The 26104-nt window shown below is 36.7% G+C and carries 28 protein-coding genes and 2 riboswitches; of the genes, 26 read left to right on the top strand and 2 right to left on the bottom strand.

Annotated features, from left to right (window positions below; all coding sequences use genetic code 11):
* Positions 1-200, bottom strand: a 200-nt coding sequence (locus E1I69_RS24845; RefSeq protein WP_207308571.1) for a hypothetical protein, incomplete at its 3' end; no start/stop codon positions are given.
* A 658-nt stretch (positions 201-858) separates the two neighbouring features.
* Positions 859-944: riboswitch (cyclic di-GMP riboswitch) on the top strand.
* Positions 945-1098: 154 nt separating this feature from the next.
* Between E1I69_RS24845 and E1I69_RS18300 the strand changes: the two genes are divergently transcribed.
* From E1I69_RS18300 to E1I69_RS18230, 16 genes are all read left to right on the top strand, one after another.
* The gene (locus tag E1I69_RS18300) at positions 1099-1335 is read left to right on the top strand and encodes a phosphopantetheine-binding protein (protein WP_136380997.1); all 237 of its coding nucleotides are present in this window, start codon (positions 1099-1101) and stop codon (positions 1333-1335) included.
* Positions 1332-2783, top strand: a complete 1452-nt coding sequence (locus E1I69_RS18295) for a class I adenylate-forming enzyme family protein (RefSeq protein ID WP_136380996.1) — start codon at positions 1332-1334, stop codon at positions 2781-2783. Before E1I69_RS18300 ends, E1I69_RS18295 begins: the two co-directional genes overlap by 4 nt.
* Positions 2784-2921: 138 nt before the next feature.
* Positions 2922-4016, top strand: coding sequence for an alpha/beta hydrolase (locus E1I69_RS18290; RefSeq protein ID WP_136380995.1), 1095 nt, complete (start codon positions 2922-2924; stop codon positions 4014-4016).
* Positions 4006-4245, top strand: coding sequence for a phosphopantetheine-binding protein (locus E1I69_RS18285; protein ID WP_136380994.1), 240 nt, complete (start codon positions 4006-4008; stop codon positions 4243-4245). Before E1I69_RS18290 ends, E1I69_RS18285 begins: the two co-directional genes overlap by 11 nt.
* Positions 4242-5681: a class I adenylate-forming enzyme family protein gene (locus tag E1I69_RS18280; protein ID WP_136380993.1), complete on the top strand. Its 1440-nt coding sequence runs from the start codon at positions 4242-4244 to the stop codon at positions 5679-5681. Before E1I69_RS18285 ends, E1I69_RS18280 begins: the two co-directional genes overlap by 4 nt.
* Before the next feature lie 15 nt (positions 5682-5696).
* Positions 5697-7298, top strand: a complete 1602-nt coding sequence (locus tag E1I69_RS18275) for a methyl-accepting chemotaxis protein (RefSeq protein WP_136380992.1) — start codon at positions 5697-5699, stop codon at positions 7296-7298.
* A gap of 122 nt (positions 7299-7420) precedes the next feature.
* Positions 7421-7990: a GTP cyclohydrolase I FolE gene (gene folE, locus E1I69_RS18270; RefSeq protein WP_136380991.1), complete on the top strand. Its 570-nt coding sequence runs from the start codon at positions 7421-7423 to the stop codon at positions 7988-7990.
* A 15-nt stretch (positions 7991-8005) separates the two neighbouring features.
* Entirely contained in the window at positions 8006-8824 is an 819-nt protein-coding gene (locus E1I69_RS18265) for a 6-carboxytetrahydropterin synthase (RefSeq protein ID WP_136380990.1), read from the top strand.
* 5 nt (positions 8825-8829) lie between these two features.
* Complete coding sequence (locus tag E1I69_RS25050; protein ID WP_242634637.1) at positions 8830-9528, top strand: SDR family oxidoreductase; 699 nt, start codon at positions 8830-8832, stop codon at positions 9526-9528.
* 12 nt (positions 9529-9540) lie between these two features.
* Entirely contained in the window at positions 9541-10494 is a 954-nt protein-coding gene (locus E1I69_RS25045) for an ATP-binding protein (protein ID WP_242634636.1), read from the top strand.
* Positions 10481-11533, top strand: a complete 1053-nt coding sequence (locus E1I69_RS18255) for an alpha/beta hydrolase (protein WP_136380989.1) — start codon at positions 10481-10483, stop codon at positions 11531-11533. Before E1I69_RS25045 ends, E1I69_RS18255 begins: the two co-directional genes overlap by 14 nt.
* 24 nt (positions 11534-11557) lie before the next feature.
* The gene (locus E1I69_RS18250; RefSeq protein ID WP_136380988.1) at positions 11558-11875 is read left to right on the top strand and encodes an STAS domain-containing protein; all 318 of its coding nucleotides are present in this window, start codon (positions 11558-11560) and stop codon (positions 11873-11875) included.
* Positions 11875-12714: a PP2C family protein-serine/threonine phosphatase gene (locus E1I69_RS18245; RefSeq protein ID WP_136380987.1), complete on the top strand. Its 840-nt coding sequence runs from the start codon at positions 11875-11877 to the stop codon at positions 12712-12714. Before E1I69_RS18250 ends, E1I69_RS18245 begins: the two co-directional genes overlap by 1 nt.
* A gap of 10 nt (positions 12715-12724) precedes the next feature.
* Positions 12725-14812, top strand: a complete 2088-nt coding sequence (locus E1I69_RS18240; RefSeq protein WP_136380986.1) for a FapA family protein — start codon at positions 12725-12727, stop codon at positions 14810-14812.
* Positions 14813-14831: 19 nt separating this feature from the next.
* Positions 14832-15143, top strand: a complete 312-nt coding sequence (locus E1I69_RS18235; RefSeq protein ID WP_207308570.1) for an STAS domain-containing protein — start codon at positions 14832-14834, stop codon at positions 15141-15143.
* A 103-nt stretch (positions 15144-15246) separates the two neighbouring features.
* Entirely contained in the window at positions 15247-16953 is a 1707-nt protein-coding gene (locus tag E1I69_RS18230) for a bifunctional diguanylate cyclase/phosphodiesterase (protein ID WP_136380985.1), read from the top strand.
* Between the two features lie 74 nt (positions 16954-17027).
* On the opposite strand, the gene E1I69_RS18225 is transcribed toward E1I69_RS18230, so the two are convergent.
* Positions 17028-17360, bottom strand: a complete 333-nt coding sequence (locus E1I69_RS18225; RefSeq protein ID WP_161974935.1) for a DUF192 domain-containing protein — start codon at positions 17358-17360, stop codon at positions 17028-17030.
* 90 nt (positions 17361-17450) lie between these two features.
* A riboswitch (cyclic di-GMP riboswitch) is annotated at positions 17451-17537 on the top strand.
* A 114-nt stretch (positions 17538-17651) separates the two neighbouring features.
* Here E1I69_RS18225 and E1I69_RS18220 point away from each other — a divergent pair.
* The 10 genes from E1I69_RS18220 (at position 17652) to hpf (ending at position 25753) form a co-directional block, all read left to right on the top strand.
* Positions 17652-17834 carry a Flp family type IVb pilin gene (locus E1I69_RS18220; RefSeq protein WP_207308572.1) on the top strand — a complete coding sequence of 61 codons (183 nt, stop codon included), beginning with the start codon at positions 17652-17654 and terminating at the stop codon, positions 17832-17834.
* 104 nt (positions 17835-17938) lie between these two features.
* A complete protein-coding gene (locus E1I69_RS18215; protein WP_136380982.1) occupies positions 17939-18430 on the top strand; it encodes an A24 family peptidase in 492 nt (163 codons plus the stop codon).
* Positions 18427-18807, top strand: coding sequence for a TadE/TadG family type IV pilus assembly protein (locus E1I69_RS18210; protein ID WP_136380981.1), 381 nt, complete (start codon positions 18427-18429; stop codon positions 18805-18807). Before E1I69_RS18215 ends, E1I69_RS18210 begins: the two co-directional genes overlap by 4 nt.
* Entirely contained in the window at positions 18807-19712 is a 906-nt protein-coding gene (locus E1I69_RS18205) for a pilus assembly protein TadG-related protein (RefSeq protein WP_136380980.1), read from the top strand. Before E1I69_RS18210 ends, E1I69_RS18205 begins: the two co-directional genes overlap by 1 nt.
* A gap of 10 nt (positions 19713-19722) precedes the next feature.
* Entirely contained in the window at positions 19723-20217 is a 495-nt protein-coding gene (gene cpaB, locus E1I69_RS18200) for a Flp pilus assembly protein CpaB (RefSeq protein WP_136380979.1), read from the top strand.
* A 20-nt stretch (positions 20218-20237) separates the two neighbouring features.
* Positions 20238-21413, top strand: coding sequence for an AAA family ATPase (locus tag E1I69_RS18195; protein ID WP_161974934.1), 1176 nt, complete (start codon positions 20238-20240; stop codon positions 21411-21413).
* A 12-nt stretch (positions 21414-21425) separates the two neighbouring features.
* Positions 21426-22769, top strand: a complete 1344-nt coding sequence (locus E1I69_RS18190) for a CpaF family protein (RefSeq protein ID WP_242634635.1) — start codon at positions 21426-21428, stop codon at positions 22767-22769.
* Positions 22770-22773: 4 nt separating this feature from the next.
* On the top strand, positions 22774-23739 hold the full coding sequence (locus E1I69_RS18185) for a type II secretion system F family protein (protein WP_136380977.1): 966 nt from the start codon (positions 22774-22776) through the stop codon (positions 23737-23739).
* Positions 23740-23854: 115 nt separating this feature from the next.
* Entirely contained in the window at positions 23855-24670 is an 816-nt protein-coding gene (locus tag E1I69_RS18180; protein WP_161974933.1) for a type II secretion system F family protein, read from the top strand.
* Positions 24671-25198: 528 nt separating this feature from the next.
* Positions 25199-25753, top strand: a complete 555-nt coding sequence (hpf, locus tag E1I69_RS18175) for a ribosome hibernation-promoting factor, HPF/YfiA family (protein WP_136380975.1) — start codon at positions 25199-25201, stop codon at positions 25751-25753.
* Positions 25754-26104 lie beyond the last annotated feature (351 nt).

Here is a 26104-nt window from a genome sequence, read left to right as displayed (position 1 = left end):
AGATGTGTATAAGAGACAGGTGACAGGTTGTGCTCTATGGTGTTAGTTATAGCTTCTTGATTAAACAAATATACTTTCTTACCAATTCTAATCCTTAAATTAATTCCAGATAGCAAATTTTTTAATGTAATCTCACTAGAAAATTTATTTGTAACATCATTACATTGGTTGTTGTTGTTATTTATTTTATGCAAGTTCACTATTCTACCCCCAATACCAATTTTGTTACTATCTCTTATTTTCATTTAAAAATAATGAGATGTATATCAACTACTATTCTTATTTTTTAGATAAATAATAGGAGGGTTTTCCCAATTTAAAAATATTTATAACGGAAAATGACAATATTCAACATTTTATTGTATAAACAACTAATAAACAATAGGAAAAATATTTCAATCCAGGAGATATAGAATGAGAAAATGAATTCAACAAAGTTTGCCAAATCAGCCCTTTGATAAAAGAAAATAAGTAAATCAACGAAAAACTCATATTTGGTCATAGAAAGTAAGTCAAATTGGCTATGCTTTTTATTCAAGTTGATATGAATTTCCTATCTACTTCCCTCTAACAATTAAATTTCTTCCAGATTTAGCCCCTTTCACCCTAAAAATAGGAAGACATTCCTAGTCCATTCTGAAAAAATAGGAATACCTGGTGATATTAAAAATTGACAAAATTCGTCAAAATGATAGTATAAAAGACGTTGTATTTTAATTTGTACTACATAAGTACTATTCGTTTTTTTATTCGAATACTAAATAGGTTATATTCGTCATTTTATTTACATACTACACAGGTACTATTTACCATTCCAACATACGAGATAACATGCCGATATATTAAATAAGAGAATACCTTCGATAATGGCAAATCTGTTGAAAGATAGGGACGCAAAGCTACGGGTCTAAGGCTATATTAGCTATGATCGCCGGGTTACCGAAAAGGGATTGGATCAGAATTTGATGCGCAGGTTAACTAGTTACTTTGAACTACAACTATTTACCTATTAAGCGTGCCCGCCAATATCCTTTTGGCGGGCTATTTTTATTGCAATTAAACACCATTCTTCGAAATGGTTTAGGGGGATGAGGATTAATGACATTTAAGGATTTTACTAAAGTAATGTTTGATTTACTTGATTTAGAGGAAGTGGAAATAACCGAGACATCTAGTTTAAGAGACGATCTAAATATAGATTCACTTCAAATGGTTAATTTAACTACGAGTCTAGCGGAGCATTACAAAATTCCGTTTCGTGTGTTTATTGAAAACGGCAATAAGATTGATATTGTAGGAGAATTATACACCATTGTAACGGAGGAATCGCTGTGAGTTTTTATACTAGTGTAATAGAAGGGTTAGGTAACGATCATTTATCTTTATCTAACTTGGATAGCGGATACTCTGTAAAAGATATTAAAGAATCAGTTGCCTTTTATCAATCTATGTTTGGTATAGAGAGTTTAAAGGGTAAAAAGGTAGCAATATTAGTTGAATCTGTAAAAGAAAATATTTCATTATTCTACGCGATTCGTAATCTCCAAGGAACAGTAATACCTTTAAGTACACAGTCCAAAAAAGATGATTTAATCGGTGTTTTAGATTCACTAGACCCTCATATTATTTTCACAGAACACAACATTAAGGGTTTTAACTGTTCTGAAGTAATAAATGAATGGGCAAAAGGGAATATAACAAAAACACTCGTACTATCTACAGATGATTATAAGAGTTTCAGCACTACTTCCTTGGGTGGTAAAGAAGAATCTTCGCTTTATAATAGCGGGGATTTTATCACATTTTCATCAGGAAGTACTGGAACACCTAAAGGCATTGTTTTCAAAGATAGTGTATTTGATTACACTTTCAGATGTTTACACAATAGTTGGGAGTTAAAACCCTCCGATAATATGTTTTTCTTTGCACCTACAAGTTCTCTATTCGGGGTAACAGGAATGAATACAATTATAAAAAGTGGGGCAAATTTTATTCATTCGGATGATTTCGACTTGTTGAAAATCGTAAATATATTGGATAAATGGAAATGCAATAAAATTTCTACGACACCATCTATTTTTAAGGCCATTTACAAATTTGCAAGTAATTTAAAACCAGAAGTTTTAGATAGATTGGAATTGGTATGTGTGGTAGGCGAGAAGGTATCACCAAGCTATATAAGTCATTTTCCAATCATGAAAAATTGTAAATTCCTTTCTCATTTAGGTAGTTCAGAAGCTGGTTCAATTGCTGATGGGTATATAACGGATAAGGATGCTAAAGATATTGACTTCGTTATGGCAAATGAAGCCGAACATAGAGTAGTTGATGGTGAGTTACTCCTAAAAACAGGAGGGTTGTTCACTGAATACTATAATAGTAAATCTTTAACGGATGAAGCTTTTGATAACGGATGGTTTAAAACAGGAGATTTAGTAGAGTTTGATGATGACGGAACTTTTAAGATTGTAGGTAGAAAGAAAGACGTGATAAAAAAGGGTGGGCGTCACGTAGTCACCAGTGAAATAGAGAGTGTGATTCAAAAAATTGAAGGGGTAAACAATGTTGCGGTAGTTGGAGCACCGCATGATGTCTATGGAGAGCAGATAGTAGCCTTTGTAGTAGCAAAAGATTTGACTTCAAAAAATATTCGTTCGTATTGTGCACGTCGCGTATCATCCTACAAAATTCCTGATAAGGTCATTTTTTTAGAAGAAATTCCTTTGAAAAATAATAAAGTAGATAAACAAAAGTTAAAAGCGTTAATTGCGGAGGCAAAATAGTATGTCTGAGAGATGACGGGTTATTCAACAAAGAAGTCACTTGGGAAAGGGGTTCACATTGAAGTTGGCATCTCGACTCTATTAAAAAACCATAAAGTAATTTTACGAAAGTTTTAATTTTTGAAGAGGGAGAAGAAAATGGGAAAGTTAAAAACGAAGTTACAGGAAATGTCCACCGATACAATTATTGAAAAAACCATTCTTGCAAGTCTGATGGATAATGGTTTTTGGAGTCGTTGGTATGTACACGGTATTGATGAAGACTTTGTCAAAGCACATCGATCAAAAATGATTACAGCTGAAGGTTGGGTTACAGAACTTTCTAATAAAGCTAATGAGTACAAAGAAAGAGCAGACACCTTCAAATCTAGTAATGATTTCGCTAAGGCAGAAGAAAACTACCGTAAAGCAGGCATTTATCTAAACCTTGCACAGTGGGTGTACCCTGAACCCCACGGTATAAGAGCCGACTGGTATAAAAAGTGTCTAGATATGTTCGAGCTTGCTGATGAGGTATCTACTGGTGAAATCATTCGTCATACCCTAACAATTAACGGTAAAAATTATGGTGGTCGTATTCACATACCAGAGTCTGAACCTCAAGGTGTGGTTATCCTTGTCACTCCTACTGACTCTACAAAGGAAGAATTCTATCTGTACGAACAAGACTTCGTGAATGAGGGGTTAGCAGTTGTAAGTTTTGATGGAACTGGTCAAGGGGAAACCCTTATGGTTCATGGTCATAAGGCTGACTACCAATCATGGAAAGAATTTACGAAAGGGGTAGTGGAATTTGCTCACTTAAAGTTTCCTCACCTATCTATCAATCTATTCGGAACAAGTTCAGGTGGTGCTTGGGCCATCGAATCTAGTAGACATCCACTAGTAGATAAGATCGTAGCGGTAAGTCCACCTACTAGGTATGCATCTAATATTAGACTTCCTGATTATTTCCGAAGTCGTATGAGTAATATGCTAGTAGATTTTGATACAGGGTATTTACCTACATTTGAGGAAGATAGTGTTTCTGATATTGGTAATATCGTTATCGTGCATGGTGAGAAAGACCTCTTAATAGATGGTAAAGAATTAAAGCAAGTGTATAACAACCTTGATGAAGAAAAACGTTTCATAACATACGAAAATGAGGCTCACTGTTGTGATAATAAGTTAGGCGAAATAAGACACCGTTCCGCTGAATGGTTCAAGGGAGTGAATATCAATGACATTTAATAATTTTACAGCTACAATGTTCGACTTGCTTGAGCAAGAACAAGTCGAAGTATCTGAAGAAACAAATTTAAGGGATGAATTAGATGTTGATTCACTTCAAATGGTAAATTTGACAACTATGTTAGCTGACCATTATAAAGTTTCTTTCAGTAACTTTATAGAAAATGCGGATAAAACGGCTACTGTTGGCGGTCTTTATTCCATAGTAAAAGAGGGGTTATCTAAATGAATTTCTATGAAAATATACTAGCAGGGTTGGATGATGGCAATGTAACCTTATCATCTCTATCAAAAAGCCTTACTGCAGGAGAATTAAAAACTGAGATTGCTAGATATGAGGCTTTGTTAGACTCTAAGGATTTAAAGGGTAAAGCAGTAGCCGTATTAGTAAATGTAGTAGAGGAGTATATTCCTTTATTCTTTGCAATCAACAAGTTAAACGCAACACTAGTACCTATTAGTTTACAGTCGAGAACAGACGACTTATTAGGGGTATTAAATTCCCTTGACCCTCATATTATTTTCACTGTTCATGAGGTATCAGGTTTCTCCTTCTCAACAGCTATAAAAGACTGGGCAACGGGAAGGGAAACAAAAACGACAATCTTCACTTCTGATGATTGTATTACTTGGGATAAAACGAATTATGGTCATATTGAAAAGAGTAATACTACAGCGAAAGGAGAGTTTGTAACTTTCTCATCAGGAAGTACAGGTCAACCTAAAGGGATCGTATTTGGAAACAGTATTTTCGATTTTACTTATGATTGTCTTTTCAAATGTTGGGATTTAAAACCTACGGATAATATGTTTATATATGCAGCTATAAGTACTTTCAGTGCAGTTGTAGCTATGAAATCCGTCATGAAGGCAGGTTCAAACTTAGTTGTAGCAAGTGAGTTTGATCTAGTAAAAATGATAGAAACGATTGAAAAAACAAATACAAATAAAGTAATGACTACACCTTCAATCTTTAAATCACTTTATAATTTTGCTAGCAGACTAAGACCCGAAGTCTTAAAGAAATTAGAACTTGTATGTTTTATTGGTGAAAAAGTAACACCTAGTATTTTAAAAGCCTTCCCTCTAATGGAAGATTGTAAATTCATAACCCTTTTAGGTAGCTCTGAAGCAGGAGCCATAGGTGATGGGGTAATCACCGATAATAGTGATGAGGAGATCGTGTTAACCCTGTTCGATGAAGTCGAGTATAAAGTAGTAGATGATGAATTGTGGTTAAAAACAGGGAGTATGTTCACGGAATACTACAATAATCCTGTTATTACACAAGAAGCCTTTGAAGATGGATGGTTTAAAACGGGAGACTTAGTTGAGTTTCCTTCTGATAGATCTTTCAAGTTAGTTGGTCGTAAGAAGGATGTTATCAAAAAAGGTGGTCGACAAGTCATTTCGAATGAGATAGAAACCTTTCTCCAACAGATAGAAGGAATAAAAAATGTTGCAGTTGTAGGTTTACCTCATGATATTTATGGAGAGCAAATTGTGGCTTTTGTAGTTGCTGACGGGGTAACAACTAAAGATATTCGTTCTTATTGTTCAGGCCGAATTTCACCTTATAAAATTCCTGACAAGGTGATATTTATAGATGAAATGCCTTTGATATCAAATAAGGTTGATAAAGTCAAACTAAAATCACTGATTTAATATGGAGGACAGTTTATGCCAGACGCTTTAAAGAAAACCAGTAGTACCTTAAAAAGACAATTCACTACTACAATGTTAATCGTTCTATTAATTATATTAGTCTGCTCAGGTGCAATTCAATATACGTACCTGAGTCAGAAAATTGAGTCTGATGTAGCAGTAGAGGCTCTAAAAGTAAGTGAAAGTATAAAACAAGGAATGAATGAAACTCAGATGGCGACTAAGGCCATTGAACTCCAGTTAGACTTAAAATTAAAGCTAGTTGCAGAACGTATCGATGACAGACTAGGGGATAAGCCTTTAGAAGAAATTACTAATGAAGAGTTATTGGCTCTACAAGATGAATTTGATATTGCAGGTATAACTCTACTTACTGAACAAGGTGATCAAGGGGTAATGGGAGTAAAGTCTACAACTCCAACAGATATAGGATTTAGCTTTAAACACTACTTAGGTGAAGAATCACCAGTATATCAAACCATTCATGCTTTATATTATGAGGAAGAACTTCCTGATTTCTTTGGAGCATATAAAGAAAAAAATACAATGATACTTCCTATTGCGCCATCAGGTTCTAACACTGATAAACCTACTTTCTTCAAATATGGATACTACAAACCTGAAGGAAAAGATTATATTATCAATCCATATATTGAAGCAAACGAGGTTTATAACTTTACTCAAGAAGTTGGACCAGATATGTGGATTAAAACTGTTCTAAATTCCAATAAAAGTGTTTTAGAACTTGCAGTTTTAACCCCACAAGTATATGCAGATCCTTCACTATTAGAAATTGAAATCTCTGATTGGAAGAAAGTTAATTATGGGACTTTCGAGTCTGAAACCGAAAAGGATGTAGCTACACTTGTAAATTTAGTCAAAACGCCTAAACAAGTTTCATACAAAGAAGAATTAGGAGGCAATACTTACTATAAAGTCTTTATTCCTACTTCTGATGGAAAAGCAATCTACATTGGTTTAGATTATGACCATTTAAGTCAACCTTTAAAAAATATGGCAACATTGCTGATTATATTCAGCTTAATATCGTTAGTGGCATTATTTATTCTATCTACTAGATTTTTCGGTAGAATTTATAAGGATATTCAAGTGATTATAACTCAAATAAAAACGCTTGAGTCAGGTGATTTTTCTACTACTAGCACAATTAAAGGTAAAGGTGAGTTAGCAGACCTTTCTAACAGTACGAATCGAATGACGAGTACCTTAAATAAGGTGTTAAAAAATACAACGAAAGAAGCTAATAAAGTACAAAATTTATCTTTAGAGTTAAAGACAGCTGCTGATGAGTCTGTTGAGAAGGCGTATGCCCTATCTGTTGATTTAACTTCTAGGGCTAGAGAAGACAATTATGAAATTATAGATTTCTTAGATGCTCTTGAGGAAAAAATAGATTCATTGACCAATAAAGAAGAGTTAGAGGATATCAAGTCTAGAATCCAAGCAGTTCGTGAAATTTCTAATAATAATACATCCTCTACTACAGATATGACCATTACGCTATCTGATTTATTTAAATCATTACAAGCACAGTCAGTTGAGCTATCTAATATTTCTAAAACATTATTCGAGAATATGTACAAATTTAAACTCTAATCAATATACGAATTGCACGCGCAATTAGTAGGTAAATAGTATTGTTGTAAAAATCCTGTTTTAAGGTGCGTTTTTTTGAACCTTCTATTAGGATTAAAAATTCATCAAAGGGGAAATCAAGCATGACAGTTGAACTTAAAAATAGTCTAATAGAGGATCATATCCGCTCTATTTTAGCAATAATTGGCGAGGATCCAACAAGAGAGGGTTTACTAGACACACCAAAGCGAGTCGCAAAAATGTTTGGTGAAGTATTTGAAGGTGTAGGAATTGATCCAGAAACAGCACTTACCACAACATTTGAGGAAAACTATGATGGAATTGTAATTGTAAAGGACATTACCTATTACACTTTTTGTGAACACCATCTTATTCCTTTCTTCGGCAAGGCACATATTGGCTATATTCCGAATGGCAGAGTTGTTGGATTAAGTAAGTTTGCAAGACTTGTGGAACTTGTTGCAAAGCGTCCGCAGGTACAGGAACGAATGACCCAGCAAATTGCAAGTGCAGTTATGAACGTATTACAGCCAGAAGGTGTAATTGTAAGTGTCGAGGGGCAGCATCTTTGTATGTGTGCAAGAGGAATTAAGAAACCAGGTAGCTCAACTGTTACTACAGTTAAAAAGGGAGCATTTAAAGAGAATGAAGCTCTAGTCGAAGAATTCGAAAGAGCTCTTTTACGAGATTGATAGGAGGTTTACAACATGCTTTATCTTTCACGAAAGATGTACTTTTCAGCAGCCCATTATTATCGGATTGAAGAGTGGAGTGAGGAAGAGAATCAAAAAGTTTTTGGACTTTGTAGTAATCCACACGGACATGGACACGATTATACGTTAGAAGTAATGGTGAAAGGGCAATTAGACCGAGAATCAGGGATCGTCGTCAATATTACCGATATTGATAAAGTTGTAAAATCCTTTATTTATAGAGAAGTAGATGGAAAATTTCTGAATAAAGAGAATCCATATTTTACAAGTCATTTGCCAACTACCGAAAATATGGTTTCGTATATATGGAGTTCGCTTGATGGAAAGATTGACAATTGTCAACTTCATAAAATTCGTTTGAGGGAAAATGATTTTTTATTTGCGGAGAAGGAGGACCAAGAAATGGTTCGTTTAACTAGAAAGTACCACTTTTCAACGGCACACCGTTTGCATAGTTATCAATTGAGTCACGAGGAAAACCTTGCAATCTTTGGAAAATGCAATAATCCATATGGGCACGGTCATAACTACTACCTGGAGGTAACGGTAAGTGGAAAGCCAGACCCAGTTACCGGGATGATTGCAAATCTTTCAGAAATGGATGAAATCGTTGAACGGGAAATAATGAAGAAATTTGATCATAAACATTTGAATTTAGACACGGAGGAATTTAAGGAACTAAACCCAACTTCCGAAAATGTAGCAGTGGTCGTTTGGGACCTGTTAGCTCCTAAGCTAAAGAATCTCTTTAAAATTGGGTTATATGAAACAGAGAAAAATTATTTTGAATATTATGGTCCGGAAATGGAGTAAAAAATATGCCGAGTCAATCGTTTAAGGGAAGAACAATTGTCATTACGGGTTCAAGTAAAGGAATTGGTAAAGAAACAGCAGACCAACTTAGAAAACTAGGTGCAAACCTCGTTCTTGGAAGCAGAAGCAATTCCTATAAGTTAGAAGGAAATGTATTAGAGTTACCGTTAGATGTAACAAGTGAGGAATCCGTTAAAGAGTTTTTTAAAAATGCAATTAATCACTTTGGCACAGTAGATACCTTATTGAATTGTGCTGGTGTAGGAGTATTTGGAAGTGTAATCGATACAACATTAGGGGAATTTGATAAGATGCTTGCAACAAATGTACGAGGGACTTTTCTGTCCTGTAAGTACTTTGGGAAGCATATGGCTGAAAGAGGTAAAGGTCATATTTTAAATCTTGTATCAATCGCGGGCACTACAGCATTAGCAGGCTGTGGCGGGTATTCCGCATCTAAATTTGGGGTTATGGGATTTACAAAAGTATTACAGACGGAACTGCGGGAGAAAGGTGTTCAAGTTACAGCAGTTATTCCAGGTTCCGTGAGCAGTAGCTTTTGGGACAACATGGAGACAAGTCTTGATATGTCAAAAATGATTCCAACAGAAACGGTTGCCAAACATTTGCTTTACCTACTTGATCAGCCACAAGGGGCATTTATCGATGAAATCACAATTATGCCTCCTCTAGGCATTCTTTAAGGAGGGGGAACTGTGAGACGGCTCTTTGATAAATTATTTAAGGATTCCTCAGTCGAAAAAGAAGAACCTTTTGCCTTGTCTCTCCCTTCTGAAACAGCATTTAATGACTTAAATCAAATGAGTAAAAAAGGATTTCTCGCAAAAAAGTTATGTGAATACTCAGGAGGAGATAAGGCTCAAGGAGATTTCATATTTTATTTGTCATTTACCAAAAAGTCATTTCATGAACCTAGTAGTGATAAAGAAGTTTTTATCCATTTAAGTGAGAGAATGGTCCATTGGAATGAACAAAATTTGGATATCCCACATGAAATTAGACAGTTAGATATAAAGAATGATGTTCAAAACGCTATGCTTAAGGCGTACGAAATGTTTAAAAATGAGCTATTTGTTTCACTCAATACAGTGAAACAAACTTCTTCAAAACAAGCTGATGACGGTAAGTGGGAAGTCTACCGTGATGTCATTTTAGCAGCAACACAGGGCAAGTTCTTGCTTATTAAAGAAGATGAGGTTGAAGGATTCAAAGAAGGAATCGTATTTTGCGAGAATACGATCAAGGAGCGTTCAGATATCCCGAATTGTCGTAATCAAGTAAAAGAAATTCTTGAATCAAAACACATAAACAAAACCCAGGTCATGAGCTGGTTGCTCGTTCTCTCAGAGGCAATTACTAACACGATTAAACATGCAGAAGAGGGTAAAATGACCTTCATTGAAGACACTGCAAAAAAAGAAGTAAGGTTTATTATTGAAGATAAGGGGCCAGGGTTCAATTTACAAGAACTGCCTAAGATGGCTCTACTAGAAGGATACTCTACAAAAAAATCAATGGGGCAAGGTTTTACTCTGATGATGAAAATGACGAAGCAGGTTACATTATCTACCTCTCCACATGGCTCAACCATTATCTTGCATTTTGATTTGAGTAATGAAAAGGAGAGAAAGTTTAATGCTACAGGTTGAAAAGGCTAAAACGAATATGAGTACGATTGAGAAAACACTTTTAACAGCTAATATGTTTGATGGTTTTTGGGATAGATGGATTGTTCATGGTGTTGATAAGGAAGACCTAGCGATCATTCGTTCAACCATCTCTACAAAAGATGAGTGGATACAATCTTGGGTAAGCTTAGCAGAACAAAAAATTAGAGAAGCGAATGTGTTTGCTGAAAACCAACAAACACAGGAAGCGGAAATGAAATATCGTACCGCGGGCCTTTACTATCAATTAGTTCAATGGCTGATTCCGGAAGCAAGTAGAGAAAAAGTATATTGGCTTAATATGTCCATGAAAAATTTTCATGAAGCAGATCGACTTTATCCTAGGAAAACAACGTATGACATGATCCATATAGGGGATGAAATTTATTTTGGACGAGTAAGGGTTCCTTCAAATCCAAAAGGAGTTGTGGTTATCATTAATCCACTTGATTCCACGAAAGAAGAACTTTTTACTTATGAGTTAGATTTTTTAGAAAAGGGATTTGTTACAGTGAGTTTTGATGGCCCAGGTCAAGGGCAGACATACTCTTATATGGGAATCATGGGTACGAAAAAAAGGTGGGAGAAATTTATCGATTTACTCATTGACTATTCTGCACTCCATTTTTCAAATCTACCCATTTATTTATTTGGAACAAGCTCTGGTGCGGCTTGGGCATTATATGGTAGTTGCAACCCAAAAGTTAGTAAGGTTGTAGCTGTATCACCTGTCTTTCCTTCTAGTAAAATTACTCTTCCTGATTATTTTATGGAAAGAACTCGTTATGTTTTGGAGGAATCAAATGCACTCCCAACTTTTGATTCTCTAGGCTTTGAAAAACCAGTATTACTAGTTCACGGAAAACAAGATGTGATGGTTTCAGACGAAGATATTCATCACCTTTATCATCAATTACCTAATGGAAAATGCTACTTAGAATACGAGGATGAAGGGCATTGTTGTAATTTTAAACTTCCAGAAGTTAGACAATATGCAACTGAATGGTTTTCGGAAATCTAGAAAACTGTAAAAGGAGGCAATGACATGGAATTAACGATCAGAAAAGAATATGAAAATTTGACCCTTATACTCTATTTAGAGGGAATATTAGATATCTCAACAGCAAATATAATAGATCCCTATTTGGAAGAAATAAATGACATTAAGACATTAATCATTGATTTTTCAAAATTAGAATTTATTGATTCAACAGGTATTGGTTCGATTATGAATGCCATTTACTTAACGAAGGAAAAGGGGTTTAAGCTGAGATTACAAGGAGAAGATGAGTTAACGCGACAAGTGCTTGAAACAGTTGGTTTGTATGAAATGTTATACGCACTCCAAGAGGAGGTTGAGTAATGTATATGGATCATTTGTCATATAACATTTCAAAAAGTAAGCAAGATGAAATGGATAAAACGTTAGAAAGAGAAATTAATTTAGCAAGAAATATCCAGACCTCTCTCTTAAATGGTAAAACTCCTTGTATTGAAGGGGGAGAGGTCTCAGGCTCTTCTGTACCTGCACGATTAATTGGTGGTGATTATTTTGATTTTTATCCCCTTGTAAATGGGAATCTACGGATTGTGATTGGGGATGTTATGGGAAAGGGTATCCCAGCAGCGATGTTAATGATTTTAACTAGAGGTGCATTTCGGAGTGCTGCAGAAAGTACACAAAGTCCTGGTGAAACATTAACAGCTATGAATCAAGCCATCTATGAAGACTTACGGACATTGAAGTCTTTTGTCACTCTTTTTTGTGCAGATTGGAACCCAAAAACGTCCGTTTTGACCTATGCAAACGCAGGCCATAATCCTCCCTTACTTATCAAATCAATGAAAAATAAAATAGAGGAGCTTCCAAAGGCGAAAGGAATTATGGTTGGTGGTTTACCAAATCAGGTCTACCAAGAGCTATCCATAAAATTGGAGGAAGACGATACAGTATTCTTTTATACAGATGGGATTGTGGAGGCTCAAAATAAGGATGGAGAGCAATATAAGCTAGAGCGTCTTTCTCAAATATTATTGCAAAACAAGGATCAAGGTGTTGGAGAAATTGAAAAAAGAGTCATGAATTCAGTGAAGGAATTCACACAGGGAGTCCCACAAAAAGATGATATTACAATGGTTTTGCTAAAGATAAGTGAGAAAAAAGCGGATGTAACAAGTTTAAATTCTCCAGTATTGAGTTAGGAGGATGGTTATGGAAAGTATTGTTGCAAAAGGAAAAGATATTAGGGAAGCAATAGCGATAGGACTAAATTTGTTAGAAACAACAAAAGATCATGTAGCCATTGAAATTATTCAAAATGAAACCAAAGGATTTTTAGGAATCGGTTCGAAGGAAGGAATTGTAAAACTGACGAAAGTCAAAAATGAAAAGCTAGAGCAGTCAAAAGTAAACGAATTGAACGAATCGGTTATTGATGAGATGGAATTAATTGCGGACAATGTATCTAATCAAAAAGAAACGCCAGTGGAGAAATTAGGTGAAACCGAATCTGTTATACAGGAGCCTCAAATGAATCCTGCATCATCATACGATGGCAAAGTATGGGTCAAGGATGGTCACCTATATTGTAAGTCATCACCTACTCATTTTCCTATGGTCACGGTACAACCTGGCATTTCTCTTTATAAAAATGGTCTTAGAGTAAAGGATACGACAACAATTATCTCCGAACAGGATTCATACGAAATTCGAGTGGAAGATGAGGTCAAGGATACAAAATGGTCGGTTTCCATGGACAATCATCGATTAAAAGTAGTATTAGAGGTGGAGCCAGGTTTTAAAATTACGAAAAAAGTGCCAGATATAGGAGCTAACCACCATATTGAATTGATTGCTGAAGAAGTGAAGGAGATACAAAATACACTTTCCTACGAGGATGTTTTATTTAAATTAGAGACGTTGAATGTAAGACACGGTTTTAATCACACAGAAATAAGTAAAGCGCTGGAAGCAGTAGAACCTGGCACATTTGAAATTGTGACAGGAATCCTACCTAAGCCTGGTAAAGATGGTTGGGTTGAAATAAAAGTGGCTATTGAAACAACCGAAGGACTTCAGGAAAAAGAGGATGGCAGTGTAGACTTTAGAGAAATAAAAACGATTCCATCTGTGGAGAGGGGGCAGCTTCTTGCAGTTGTTCATCCTCCTATACCCGGCCAAATTGGATATACAGTCACAAATGAGCCATTGCCAGCAAAACAGGTACATCCTGTTGTTTTAAGAACAGGTAATGGGGTAATGGTTGTTGATGATAAAGTTGTTGCAACAGAATCAGGTCGTCCTTTTCTTGAGAAAAGGGGACAGCTTGTAAAAATATCACTTATGCAAAAACTAACACATTTAGGTGATGTTGACTTAGCATCAGGGAATCTTCGATTTTCTGGAGATATAGAAATTGTCGGTGAAGTAAAACATGGGATGATGGTTGAGGCAGAAGGCGATATTATGGTCCATAAAGCGGTTGACCATGCAACTTTAAATGCAAGCGGTGCTGTAATTGGATACGGTACGATTATTGGTTCAGAAATTTCAGCGGGAAAAAACAATATGCTGGTTGCGGAATTAGGGCATCTTCTTGGGATAATAGAACAACATATGACAAATATTGTTGAAGTAATTGGGCAGTTGTCACAATCAGCAGCTTTTAAATCAAGTGACTTAACAAGGGCAGGCATTCAGCCGTTATTAAAAATTTTATTGGAAAGAAAGTTCAAAAACTTTCCTCCGATTGCCAAAAAGTACGTCGATGTTGTGAACAGGAGTGAGGGCTATCTCCAAGATGATGAATGGAGAGAAATAGCGGTTCTGCTGAACAAACTCTTTCTCTCATTAACCAATCAGATTACCTCTTTAGAATCAATCAAGCTATTATCTCGGAAGGTAAAGGATTTGCATGAACTTAGTAAGACGCCTGTGGAGCCTGATTCCTATATAACTATTTCAAGCTCGGTAAATAGTAAACTGTATTGTAGTGGAAATATACTGATCCTTGGAAATGGATGTATTAATACAAAGATACATGCTGGAGGAACATTGAAAATTTATGGAGTCCTTCGTGGTGGAGAGGTGTATGGTCGCTTAGGTGTAGATATCAATGAGGTCGGGGCTGAGAGTGGTACTTCAACCTTAATAGCAGTCCCTGAAGACCAAAAAATAGTTATGAAAAAGGTTATGGAAGGATGTACGATCAAAATTGGTCATCGTAAATATACATTTACGGAAGCTAGATATCATGTAACAGCATACCTAAACGATAATGGCACAATTGAGATTCAATGACAGGATAGGTGATTTTATAATGATTCGTTTTTTATTAATAAAGGAAGAGGAAACGGTAGAAGTTAAATTAGAAGGTGATTTAGACATTGATGGGACGGAAGTAGTAGAAGAGGAAATACTCCCGGCTATCGAAAAATACTCTTCTGTTACCCTGAACTTAAGAGATGTCCCGTTTGTTGATTCTTCGGGGATTGGTTTATTGCTTAATTTGGTTAAAACGATGGAGGAAAATGGGATTACTATTGTAATTTCAAATGTCAGAGAAGAAGTAATGGAGGTATTCAATCTATTACAAATTCCCGATATTCTCGGGGAAGGAGTTTTTGTATAATTCTTTTACAATTTTTTACCTTGGGACGCCAATGGATAAAAATTAGTTTTGAATGTTTGATAGGAACAACACATGTAGAATTATTTGAAATAAAGGTGATTCAATGGATGCTATTTATACAGAATTTGAAGTAAATAATTTGATTTCCTTTTTAAAAAAAACAGGTCAAGAGAATGTAGATTTTTTAGGGGAAGATATAGATATTTTCTTTTGGTCATATGATTACCAAACAAATGAAATGCTATTTACGAATGGCATTAAGAAAGTATCTGGATATACGCACCAAGAATTCACTGAATTAGAGTTATGGAACAAATATATTTACCAAGAGGATAAATACGTAGAGGATGTTTTTATAGATGCATTTCTTAATAAGACTCCTTTTAATATCGAATATCGGATTGTAAGAAAGGATGGGTCTATCGGTTGGGTCAGATCCAAGGGAAAACCCGTTTTTACTCATCACAATGAACCTATTCGTTTCAATGGTCTTACTCGTGATATTACGGAAAAAAAGAAAACTGAAGAGCAAATACACTTTCTTGCCTACTATGATCCATTGACAGGTGTTCCAAACAAACATCTTTTTCATAAAATGCTTGAAAAAGAGGTAAAGGTGGCAAAGTCCCAAAACAAAAAGCTTGCGCTTCTATACATGGACTTTGTTCAATTAAGTATCATAAACGACACATACGGTCAAAATGTTGGCGATGAGGTACTAAAATCAGTTGTAAATCAAATAAGTGAATTAGTTGATAAATATGGGTTTATCACAAGGTATAATGGTTGTGAATTTTTCATCCTGTTGCGCGAATTAAGCATTTCTGAAGTGGAAGAAATGGTTGAAAAAATCATAAGTATAGTGCCCACATCTCTTAATTTGGGTCTAGAATCGAACCTGAGAATAGGAATAAGCTTATTTCCAAAACATACAGTAGATGTTGACTCATTAATAAAGTATGCCAATATTGCCCTACATCATATTAAAGATAATGTAACGAATGGGAAGGGTTACGAATTTTATGATGACTTCATGATGAGGCAAGTGGAAAGGATAGCAAAGCTAACAGGTGATTTTCAAAAAGGGTTGGCACAAAGTGAATTTTATTTGGAATTTCAGCCGAAAATTGAAATTGTTACGAAAGAAATAAGAGGGATCGAAGCGCTTATTAGATGGAAACATCCAGAGTTTGGTTTCATTTCCCCTATGGAATTCATTCCGCTTGCAGAGAATAATGGATTTATTAATCAATTAGGCGACTGGGTCTTGGAAGAAGCTATTCACCATGTCATGAGGTTACCTAAACCTCTCATGTTAAGTGTCAATCTATCTGTCATCCAATTATTCCAAGAAAATATTGTGGAAAAGCTTAAAAAGATTTTAATGCAAACACACTTTCCGCCATACTTATTGAATCTGGAAGTAACAGAAGGCATTGCCATTTTTGATATCAATAAAACAGTTAAAATACTTGAACGGATTAAGAGCTTAGGTATTCACTTATCATTAGATGACTTTGGAACAGGGTACTCCTCTTTAAGCTATTTATCTCGACTTCCATTTGATTATATTAAAATAGATAAGTCATTCTTTGATAAGTCTGAACATGAACAATCAAATCAGAAAATCATTCAAACCATTATAAATGTATCCCATAGCTTGAAATTAAAGGTTGTGGCTGAAGGGATTGAAACAAAGGAACAGGCAGAAGCTATGGCCAAGTTTGGTTGTGATTTGGGACAAGGCTATTATTTTTCCAAGCCTGTAGCAGTTGAAAAAATAAAAGAATATATGATGAATAACAAGTAGAAAATGTCATCTTCCAAGATGGCATTTTTTCGGCATATTTCATAAATCGACACGTCTACCTAAACCGCAACTCCTCAAACTTCAATCACACACCCATCCTGAATCCCAAACTTCCGAATCGACCCAACGGGCATTTCAATAGTTTTGTATGCATGTTTTACTGGAAAGATGACAGTCCAAGGTTTTACATTATCTATCGTTTTCACCACTCGATTTTCTTTATCAAGAAATACAACATCAATTGGAAAAAACATGAAGAACATATGGATGGAATTACAAGGCTCTAGAATAATGGCTTCGTTTTTGATCGGTTTAAGTTGAAACATCAAGCCTTTAAACCGTTTCAGGAAGGTGTTGTAGGTCTTTAGTTTTATTGGCAAGTTAAGAACTTCATCCTTTTTTCTCATATTTCTTTCCTTCCTTTCCATTATCTACAGATTGTTTGATTCCATAGTCACATGATATATTCTAACTCGTAAGGCAAACAACAATGACAAATTCGATAAGGGCAAACCTGGGGAAACCTAGCGACGCAAAGCTATAGGGGCTTCATTGTGAAAACAATATGCTTGCCAGCTACCGAAAAATAAATCGAACCCATAAGGGGCGATATTATTCTTTCGGATAATATTGCCCCTTTTTTGTACCGAATCGAATGTCAAAAAAATACAAACGAAAATTTCGAGGGGGAACTATATATCATGCAAAAAATCAAACAATTTTTCACAGAAGAAAAAGGTCAAGGAATGACTGAGTACGGTTTAATTCTTGGACTTATCGCTCTTGCAGCTGTTGGAGTTATGGGATTCTTCGGTGATGAAATAAAAGCAAAGTTTGAAATTGTAGCTGAAAAACTTAATGGCACTGATTTTGTAGAATAATTACCAATAATAAGTGAACTAATTGTATTAACCAACTTCCCCTACTATCCAAACTAACGTGAGAGTAGGGGATTTTTAAATGAACTTTAAAATGAGGTGGATAAATGCTAAATGTATGTTTATTCTTAGCACTTCTCATTTCTTTTATTACGGATATAAAAGAAAGAAAAATATATAACCTTATTACATTTCCGACTATGATTATCGGTTTAATCTTTCATACAGTGACCAATGGTTTGGATGGCCTTCAGTTTAGCTTTTTAGGCATTCTTACGGGATTTGGTTTACTTATGATTCCTTACCTTCTTGGGGGAATGGGAGCGGGCGATGTAAAGCTGCTTGGTGCGATTGGCGCTTTGAAGGGTAGTTATTTTGTGTTTCAATCCTTCTTCGTGATCGCCATTATCGGTGGAATTATTGCACTTGCCATCTTAATTTCGAAAAAGGAAGTAGGTTTCTTTTTCAAAAAAGTATTCTTTGCGATGCGTTTCCGGACACTTGATGGAATCGATAAAGAGGATATGCATCATGCCTTTCCTTATGGAGTTGCGATCGTCATTGGGACTCTTCTTTATAGTGGAGTTGAGGTAATGTGATACGGAAGCAGAATGGGCAGGGAATTGTAGAGATGGCATTGTCCATCACACTTCTCTTGTTTATAGTATTCGGAATCATTGACTTTGGACGGATATTTTCAGCGTATTTAACACTCAATCATGCGAGTAGAGAAGCCGCTAGAGTTGCAAGTGTAGGCGGAAGCAATGAGGACATCCGTCGGATTGCAGTTGAGGCAACAGAACTAATGACAAGCGAATTGGTTAAAGTAAACATTTCACCAGAAAGTGGTCGCTCAAGAGGTGAATTTGTAACCATTGCGATTTCTTATCCAGTTTCGCTTACAACCCCACTTCTCGATCGTATCGTACCGAATCCTTTTCAGCTAAAAAATGAAACAACGATGAGGGTCGAATAATGAAGCTTTTTAAAAAGGAAGATGGGGCAACAATTGTACTAGTGGCACTCATGATGAGTGTATTTTTAGGATTGCTTGCATTGGTCGTTGATGTGGGGAATCTATACTTAGAAAAGGCAAAAATTCAAAAGGTAGCGGATGCTGCTGCTTTGGCAGGAGCGGGGGAACTGCCTCGTAATCAGACGCAAGCTCAAATGATGGCAACCAAAACGGTCGAACTGAATAAAGAGAACCCAAATGATTTTTCGACCTTTATTCAAAATAACTCAACAACGATTGAGGTCATTGCAAATAAGGAAGTCGAGTTATTTTTCGCTCGTACGCTTGGTTTTGAAAATCCAGTGATTCGGGCAACTGCTTCTGTCGATTTAATGCCGATTACATCTGGAGTTGGGGCTGTCCCACTTGGGGTAGAATATTCGTCCTCATTACAATTTGGCAGTGAAGTAAAACTAAAGGTTGCAGATGCAACGTATGGGAACTTTGGGGCCCTTGCTTTAACTGGACCAGGTGCGAAAAATTACGAAACAGATTTAGAAAATGGCTATGGTTTTGAAATAAAAGTTGGAGATGTGTTAAACACTGAAACAGGTGCCATGGCCGGGAAGACATATACGGCTGTTACAAAGCGGATTCAGGCATGCCCAAATCAGACCTATTTAGATTATAGCGAGGATTGCAAGCGACTTATTTTAGTACCAGTTTTTAAGCCAATTTTAATTGATAATGCAAAACAGGTGAAGCAAGTTGAGGTTGTTGGCTTTGCCACTTTCTTTATAAAAAATGTGACATCAACAAGCAGTAACGCCGAAGTCATTGGAACTTTTATTCAAACAACTTACCCAGGAAGCATATCATCCACACAAAAAAGTTATGGCACATATGGGTATAAATTAACAAAATAGGTGGGGTACTATGAACGGAAAAAAGCTTTGGATATTTGCAATCACCTTTGGATTGTTTTCAGCGACTTTATTCTATTTTATTACAGAATCAAAGAATACAGAGTCTGTAAAAGCTGCTGAATCAGAAAGCATGGCTCCAAGTGAACAAGTAGAAGCAACTGAACAAGTAAAACAGCTGCTGCCGATAGAAAATGGGAAGAGAGCCATCACGATTTCGGTTAATGAGACTCAAGGTGTTTCGGGGTTTATTGTTCCTGGCTCCTATGTAGATGTGATTGCTATTTCTCCAGAGAATAACAGTCAGCTTTTGGTAGAAAATAGTAAGGTCCTTGCTGTAGGGAGAACAACGGCTGTAGCCGAGGATGCAAGTGCGAATAACTATCAAACCATCACATTAGAGGTAGCGCCTGAACACGGGATTGCCATTACGAATGCAACGAGTAAAGGTGCAATTAACCTGATGCTAAAAGGGAGTCCTGATACAGAGGCAACATCAGGATCTTAAGTGGAAAAAGGTGATATAGCGTGATTCACTATTATATTTTGATGGATAAAAATGTCCATATCGAAAGAATGAAGGGCTTTATTGGTAAAAATAGTGTAGTTTCAAGTTTCCATATCGTTACGGAACTCCATTCAGCATTGAAAGAAACTGAAGGGGAGTCAATCATTTTACTTGGTGAACTCTCGATCACTGATACGTACTCAGTTTGTCAGGAGATTACGTATCACTATCCTCAAACCGCGGTCGTCTTAATGTTACCGGATGAAAGCATTGATTTAAAAAAGGCTATGTATTCTGGTGCCGTTGATGCAGTGAGTATTTACAGTGATCAAGAGTGTATAAAAGCGATTGAAAAGGCAAGAGAAATTGCTGACCTGAAGAGTCAACGACTCCCACAGGAAGAAACGATAGAAGGTAAGGTTATTACAGTGTGTAGTACAAAGGGTGGAGTGGGCAAGACAACGATAAGTGTCAACCTAGCAGTCGCGTGTATGAAGAAAAATTTGAAAGTAGCGGTTATCGACCTAGATTTACAATTTGGCGATGTTTCGCTTTTATTTGATCTAAAGCCCAAAAAGACGATCTATGAGTGGATGAAAGAAGGATATGAAGAAGGGGCGACTTCTCTTGAAGGTTACCTTACAAAGGACGAGACTGGCATTGAAATACTCGCTTCCCCTCATTTACCGGAATATGCCGAGCTAGTTACGGGTGAACACATCTATACGATTATTCAAGAATTGAAAAAAACGTTTGATGTGATTGTCATCGATACGCCACCTTCGTTTGTCGAAACAAGCTTAGTGGCTTTAGAAAACTCGGATGAAATCTTGTTAATCACAAGCCTTGATTTACCGTCATTAAAGAATGGAAAGCTCGCTCTTGATACACTTGGAATTTTAGGATTAAAAGATAGAATCAAAGTGATTTTAAACCGAGACACAGAGTCTGCAGAGCTTACTACAGAAATGATTGAAAAAGTGTTAGGATTACCGATTAAACAACGTATTCCAAGTGATTATAAATTGGTGATTTCTTCTATTAATAAGGGGGATCCTTTTGTAACCATGGCACATCGTTCCCCAGTTGCAAAATCGGTTCTTGCTTTAGCAGATGACCTCATTGGAAAACCAAAACAGAAGGAAGTCACAAAAGAAAAACCGTCATTTTGGAAGTCTATTACGCGAAAAAAATAGGGAGGGTTTGGTTTGTCACTATTAAAACGGCTTAATGAAAAAACAAATACGGTAAGTAGTACAAGCCCTCAAGAGGTCAAACGAAAAGAAATCAAGAAGCCAAAAGAATCAGAGCTCAAGACACAATTGCATCAGCATATTATTTCTGAACTAAAGAAACACCCAGCGATGTCTGAGGAAGAACAAATGAAGTTTATTGAAAAAGAGTCGATGGAATTTTTAAATGAGCATGAGGACCGCTTTTTAACATATGAAGCGAAAAAAGAGCTTATTGACACGATTACGAACGAATTGATTGGCTTTGGTCCCATTACCCCGCTTTTAAATGACCCGGACGTTTCCGAAATTATGGTGAATGGTCCTTATCAAATTTATATCGAAAAAAAGGGTAAGTTAATTGAAAGTGATAGCTATTTTCGGGATGATGCCCATGTGATGCAGGTGATTGAGAAGATTGTATCACCACTTGGAAGAAGAATCGACGAATCAAGTCCAATGGTTGATGCAAGATTGCCAGATGGGTCTCGTGTGAATGCTATTATTCCACCTCTTTCCCTTGTTGGACCGGTGATTACGATTCGTAAATTCCCTAGTAAACGTTTGGAAATGACTGATTTGATTCAATTTGGAACGCTAAGTGAGGAAATGGCAAAGTTCCTTGATGGCTGTGTAAAAGCAAGACTAAATATTTTTATTAGTGGTGGTACGGGTTCGGGGAAAACCACATTACTCAATGTGTTATCATCGTTTATTCCGAATGATGACCGGATTGTGACAATTGAGGATGCTGCCGAGCTTCAGTTAATGCAGGACCACGTCATTTCCCTTGAAACGAGACCTCCTAATATTGAAGGAAAAGGCGCCATTGCGATCCGTGATTTAGTGCGAAATTCCCTTCGTATGCGTCCGGACCGTGTGGTGATTGGTGAGGTACGTAGTGCAGAAGCACTTGATATGCTTCAAGCCATGAATACAGGTCATGATGGCTCTCTTGCAACAGGACATGCCAATACTCCAAGGGATATGCTCTCACGTTTGGAAACCATGGTTTTGATGGCGGGGATGGACTTACCGGTACGTGCGATTCGGGAACAAATCTCAAGCGCCGTTGACCTGATTATCCAACAATCGAGACTTAAGGATGGAAGTCGTAAAATCACGCATATTACCGAGGTTATTGGCATGGAGGGTGACACCATCATCCTGCAGGACCTCTTTACCTTTAAACAAACAGGTACGACAAGTGATGGAAAAATAGAAGGCAGGTATTCTTCAACTGGAATTAGGCCGTATGTATCTGAAAAACTAGAAAACTACGGAATTCATTTACCAAGCGATTGGTTTATTGAGGTGTAATGAGATGTATTTAGTCTATTTTCTCGTCTCTACCCTATTATTCTGGGGGACTGGATTCTACTTTTATCGTAAGAAAAATGTCGTAAAACGCAGAATCGAAACATTTATCCCAAATGACATCCGGAACACGGTGGTTGTTGAGGAGACGGAGACAAGTAAAAAAGAACGTGTCAACCTGAAGGAAATCTTTCTCAAGCTTTCAACCGTCATTCACCCGAGAAAAAATAAACAAGAGAGATTACAACTTGAGTTAGAGGCAGCAGGAATTCCTTTAAAACCTGAAGAGTTTATCTTGTTAAGAGTCGTGATAGTAGGTTTTGTATTGTTCCTATCCCTATTGTCTCAAATGCATCTGTTTGTGATCCTTATTGCAATCATTATAGGATGGACCATTCCGAGATTCTATTTGAAATTTAAAAAAGAAAAGCGACTATTAAAATGCGCTTCACAGCTCCCACAAACTCTCGAAACCATGTCAACAGCTATGAAATCGGGTTTTAGTTTTATGCAAGCCATGCAGATTATTGCAAAGGAAGTACCTGATCCGATTGGACCTGAATTTACTAGAGCAATTCAGGAAATCAATCTAGGAATCTCCATGGAAACGGCGTTTGAAGCGATGTTAAAACGTCTGCCTAATAAGGATCTTGACATCGTCGTCACTGCTTTATTGATTCAGAGGACAACTGGTGGGAATTTAACTCAGATTTTAGAAACGATTAAAGACACTATTACAGAGCGTGTTCGAATGAAAGAAGAATTAAATGCCCTAACGGCACAAGGAAAGATGTCCGCGTGGGTGATATCTTTACTTCCAGTTATATTAGGACTAATCCTTAATGTCATGAATCCAGAATATTTTAGTCCCTTACTTTCACACCCACTTGGATGGACATTACTTGGTTTTGGAGCGGTTTCTGGCATAATTGGCTGGTTGCTTATTCAAAAAATCATCAAGATTGAGGTGTAGCATGATTTTTCTATTTTGGCTTACATCATTTGTTTTTTTTACTTCCCTTTTCCTATTAGTCGTTTATCAGACAAATAAGACAAAATGGAAAATGCAGCAAAGGATTTTACCCTTTGTGAATGGAAGAAAAGTAGTTGAAGAGGACATTCAGGGACTTGAACATCAGGAATTAGGATTTAAAGAACGGGTCATTACACCGTTTCTGGCTTACGTGCGGAGAATAACGTTTGGAAAAATGTCAAAGTCCAAAATGGAAAGTTTGGAGAAGAAATTACAAGCAGCGGGTCATCCGTTTAGACTTACGGCTGTTGATTTTAAGCTGATTCAACTCTCATTATCCGTGATTGTGTTTATCTTATCCTTTTTCCTTTTTGGTTCAAATACAGAGGAAACTTTTAAAGTAATTATGATGTCAACCATTTTTTCCATTTTCGTCTACGCTTATTTCAACTTTTACTTAACGGCGAAAAAGAAAGCAAGAATCAAAGTGATTGAAAAGTCGATGTCCGACTTTTTTGATATGATTACCGTTTCGATTGAAGCAGGGATGGGGCTCGATGGGGCACTGAAAAAGGTGTGTAAACAAATGCATTCCCCCCTTTCAACTGAGTTTTTATATGCGTTAGAAGATATGAAGCTTGGAAAAACAAGGCGGCAGGCTTTTATTGAACTGCGAGAACGAGTACCATCTGAGTTTTTCAGAAGTATTATGAATTCCATTATTCAAGCTGACCAGCTTGGGATCGGAATGACAAAGGTGCTGCAAGCACAAACCCAACGGATCCGCGAGAACCAAAGACAGGTTGCCAAAGAGCAAGCCATGAAAGCGCCGGTTAAGATGCTAATTCCTATGGTAGTATTTATTTTTCCGACATTATTTATTGTGCTCTTAGGCCCGGTTGTAGTGAACCTTGTTACGAAGTGGTTATAAACATGGATGAAGTTAAATATGTATCCGAAAAATATATCAAAACATAATGGAACCACCTGTTTTTGAGCATTTTGGAAATGGGTGGTTTTATCTATTTATTTAAAAGATGTAATTCCTCCCACATTTTGGACATACTACTACTGAAGAATTCTTCAAGCACTTTTCACCGTAGATTCCACACTAGTACCATTCATATCTCACCATAGACATGCATATATTTTTACACCTACACATATTGTTTACAAATTTACATTCACAACATAAAAAGTGAATAATATGGGATTATCAGTGGGACGAGGGACCTGTCCCCGTGTCCCACTTTCAAGTTAATATTTTCACAATTTCTTCAAATTTCCTTTACAAAAAAGCAGGAATTGGGGAGGTGTGTGTTGAATTAGTTATTATAACCTTAAATCAAAAAGGTTATATTGTTACACAGGTTGGATACCCTAAAAAGGGTCTTGGCTGTGTCCAATGCATTATCAGGACTAGCGTAAGTTAGCCCGAGTTAAAAGGAGGAGTTCTTGTATGAATTACAACGTTCGTGGTGAAAACATTGAGGTAACTCCAGCATTGCGAGAGTATGTTGAGAAAAAACTTGGAAAGCTTGAACGGTATTTCGAAAACACTCCGGATGCCAATGTAAATGTTAACTTAAAAGTGAATAATGCAAAGGATCATAGAATAGAGGTAACGGTTCCGATGCCGCAGCTTGTGCTTCGCGGAGAGGAATCTCATGAGGATATGTACGCAGCGATTGACCTTGTGACTGACAAGCTTGAGCGTCAAATTCGCAAGTTTAAAACAAAAGTAAACCGTAAGCTTCGTGAAAAGGGTTCTACCAAAACCATGTTTAATGGTGGAACTGGAACTGCAACAGCGGTTCAAGAAGCGGAAGATGAGGATTATGAATTAGTTCGTACGAAGCGTTTTGATTTGAAACCGATGGATAGTGAGGAAGCAATTCTTCAAATGAATATGCTTGGCCACAACTTCTTCGTATTCACAAACGCTGAGACGAATACAACCAATGTCGTGTATCGCCGTAAGGATGGCAAATACGGCATCATCGAACCTAACTAAAATAACGAATTTCCAAGAGTGCAGTCTGAATCCAGGCTGCCTCTTTTTTGAGAAGATACACAAATGCCCTAGGACCTTCGACACCTGGACAAGCCCATCTAAACAGCATGATCTGCTTGCGTCCGTCCTATGCTTGTCGTCGATAGGCGGGGGTCTTGTCCTTTTCTTGAAAAAATAGGGGAAAACCCCCATAGCCAAAATGATTCACATCGTAGATAATACAAATGCACAGGTAACTTGTAAGCCTTACCGATTTTCCCAGTAGGCAAGGACTGTAACTAGATAAGAATATTTGTCAGCTGCTATTGTCTTTGTCCATATCAGAGGGATGGTCTCGTTACCATTTCCTGT

The sequence above is a fragment of the Bacillus timonensis genome (genome assembly GCF_004799755.1).
Taxonomy (GTDB): Bacteria; Bacillota; Bacilli; order Bacillales; family Bacillaceae_L; genus Ferdinandcohnia; species Ferdinandcohnia timonensis_A.
Note: the sequence above shows the minus strand (reverse complement) of the source record. Positions and strands in the feature narration are given on the sequence as shown.

Excerpts from the sequence above, each read along its gene's own strand:
- E1I69_RS18300 (WP_136380997.1), top strand. The coding sequence starts at position 1,099 with ATGACATTTAAGGATTTTACTAAAGTAATGTTTGATTTACTTGATTTA.
- E1I69_RS18290 (WP_136380995.1), top strand. The coding sequence starts at position 2,922 with ATGGGAAAGTTAAAAACGAAGTTACAGGAAATGTCCACCGATACAATT.
- E1I69_RS18285 (WP_136380994.1), top strand. The coding sequence starts at position 4,006 with ATGACATTTAATAATTTTACAGCTACAATGTTCGACTTGCTTGAGCAA.
- E1I69_RS18280 (WP_136380993.1), top strand. The coding sequence starts at position 4,242 with ATGAATTTCTATGAAAATATACTAGCAGGGTTGGATGATGGCAATGTA.
- E1I69_RS18275 (WP_136380992.1), top strand. The coding sequence starts at position 5,697 with ATGCCAGACGCTTTAAAGAAAACCAGTAGTACCTTAAAAAGACAATTC.
- folE (WP_136380991.1), top strand. The coding sequence starts at position 7,421 with ATGACAGTTGAACTTAAAAATAGTCTAATAGAGGATCATATCCGCTCT.
- E1I69_RS18265 (WP_136380990.1), top strand. The coding sequence starts at position 8,006 with ATGCTTTATCTTTCACGAAAGATGTACTTTTCAGCAGCCCATTATTAT.
- E1I69_RS25050 (WP_242634637.1), top strand. The coding sequence starts at position 8,830 with ATGCCGAGTCAATCGTTTAAGGGAAGAACAATTGTCATTACGGGTTCA.
- E1I69_RS18255 (WP_136380989.1), top strand. The coding sequence starts at position 10,481 with ATGCTACAGGTTGAAAAGGCTAAAACGAATATGAGTACGATTGAGAAA.
- E1I69_RS18250 (WP_136380988.1), top strand. The coding sequence starts at position 11,558 with ATGGAATTAACGATCAGAAAAGAATATGAAAATTTGACCCTTATACTC.
- E1I69_RS18245 (WP_136380987.1), top strand. The coding sequence starts at position 11,875 with ATGTATATGGATCATTTGTCATATAACATTTCAAAAAGTAAGCAAGAT.
- E1I69_RS18240 (WP_136380986.1), top strand. The coding sequence starts at position 12,725 with ATGGAAAGTATTGTTGCAAAAGGAAAAGATATTAGGGAAGCAATAGCG.
- E1I69_RS18235 (WP_207308570.1), top strand. The coding sequence starts at position 14,832 with ATGATTCGTTTTTTATTAATAAAGGAAGAGGAAACGGTAGAAGTTAAA.
- E1I69_RS18230 (WP_136380985.1), top strand. The coding sequence starts at position 15,247 with ATGGATGCTATTTATACAGAATTTGAAGTAAATAATTTGATTTCCTTT.
- E1I69_RS18225 (WP_161974935.1), bottom strand. The coding sequence starts at position 17,360 with ATGAGAAAAAAGGATGAAGTTCTTAACTTGCCAATAAAACTAAAGACC.
- E1I69_RS18215 (WP_136380982.1), top strand. The coding sequence starts at position 17,939 with ATGCTAAATGTATGTTTATTCTTAGCACTTCTCATTTCTTTTATTACG.
- E1I69_RS18205 (WP_136380980.1), top strand. The coding sequence starts at position 18,807 with ATGAAGCTTTTTAAAAAGGAAGATGGGGCAACAATTGTACTAGTGGCA.
- cpaB (WP_136380979.1), top strand. The coding sequence starts at position 19,723 with ATGAACGGAAAAAAGCTTTGGATATTTGCAATCACCTTTGGATTGTTT.
- E1I69_RS18185 (WP_136380977.1), top strand. The coding sequence starts at position 22,774 with ATGTATTTAGTCTATTTTCTCGTCTCTACCCTATTATTCTGGGGGACT.
- hpf (WP_136380975.1), top strand. The coding sequence starts at position 25,199 with ATGAATTACAACGTTCGTGGTGAAAACATTGAGGTAACTCCAGCATTG.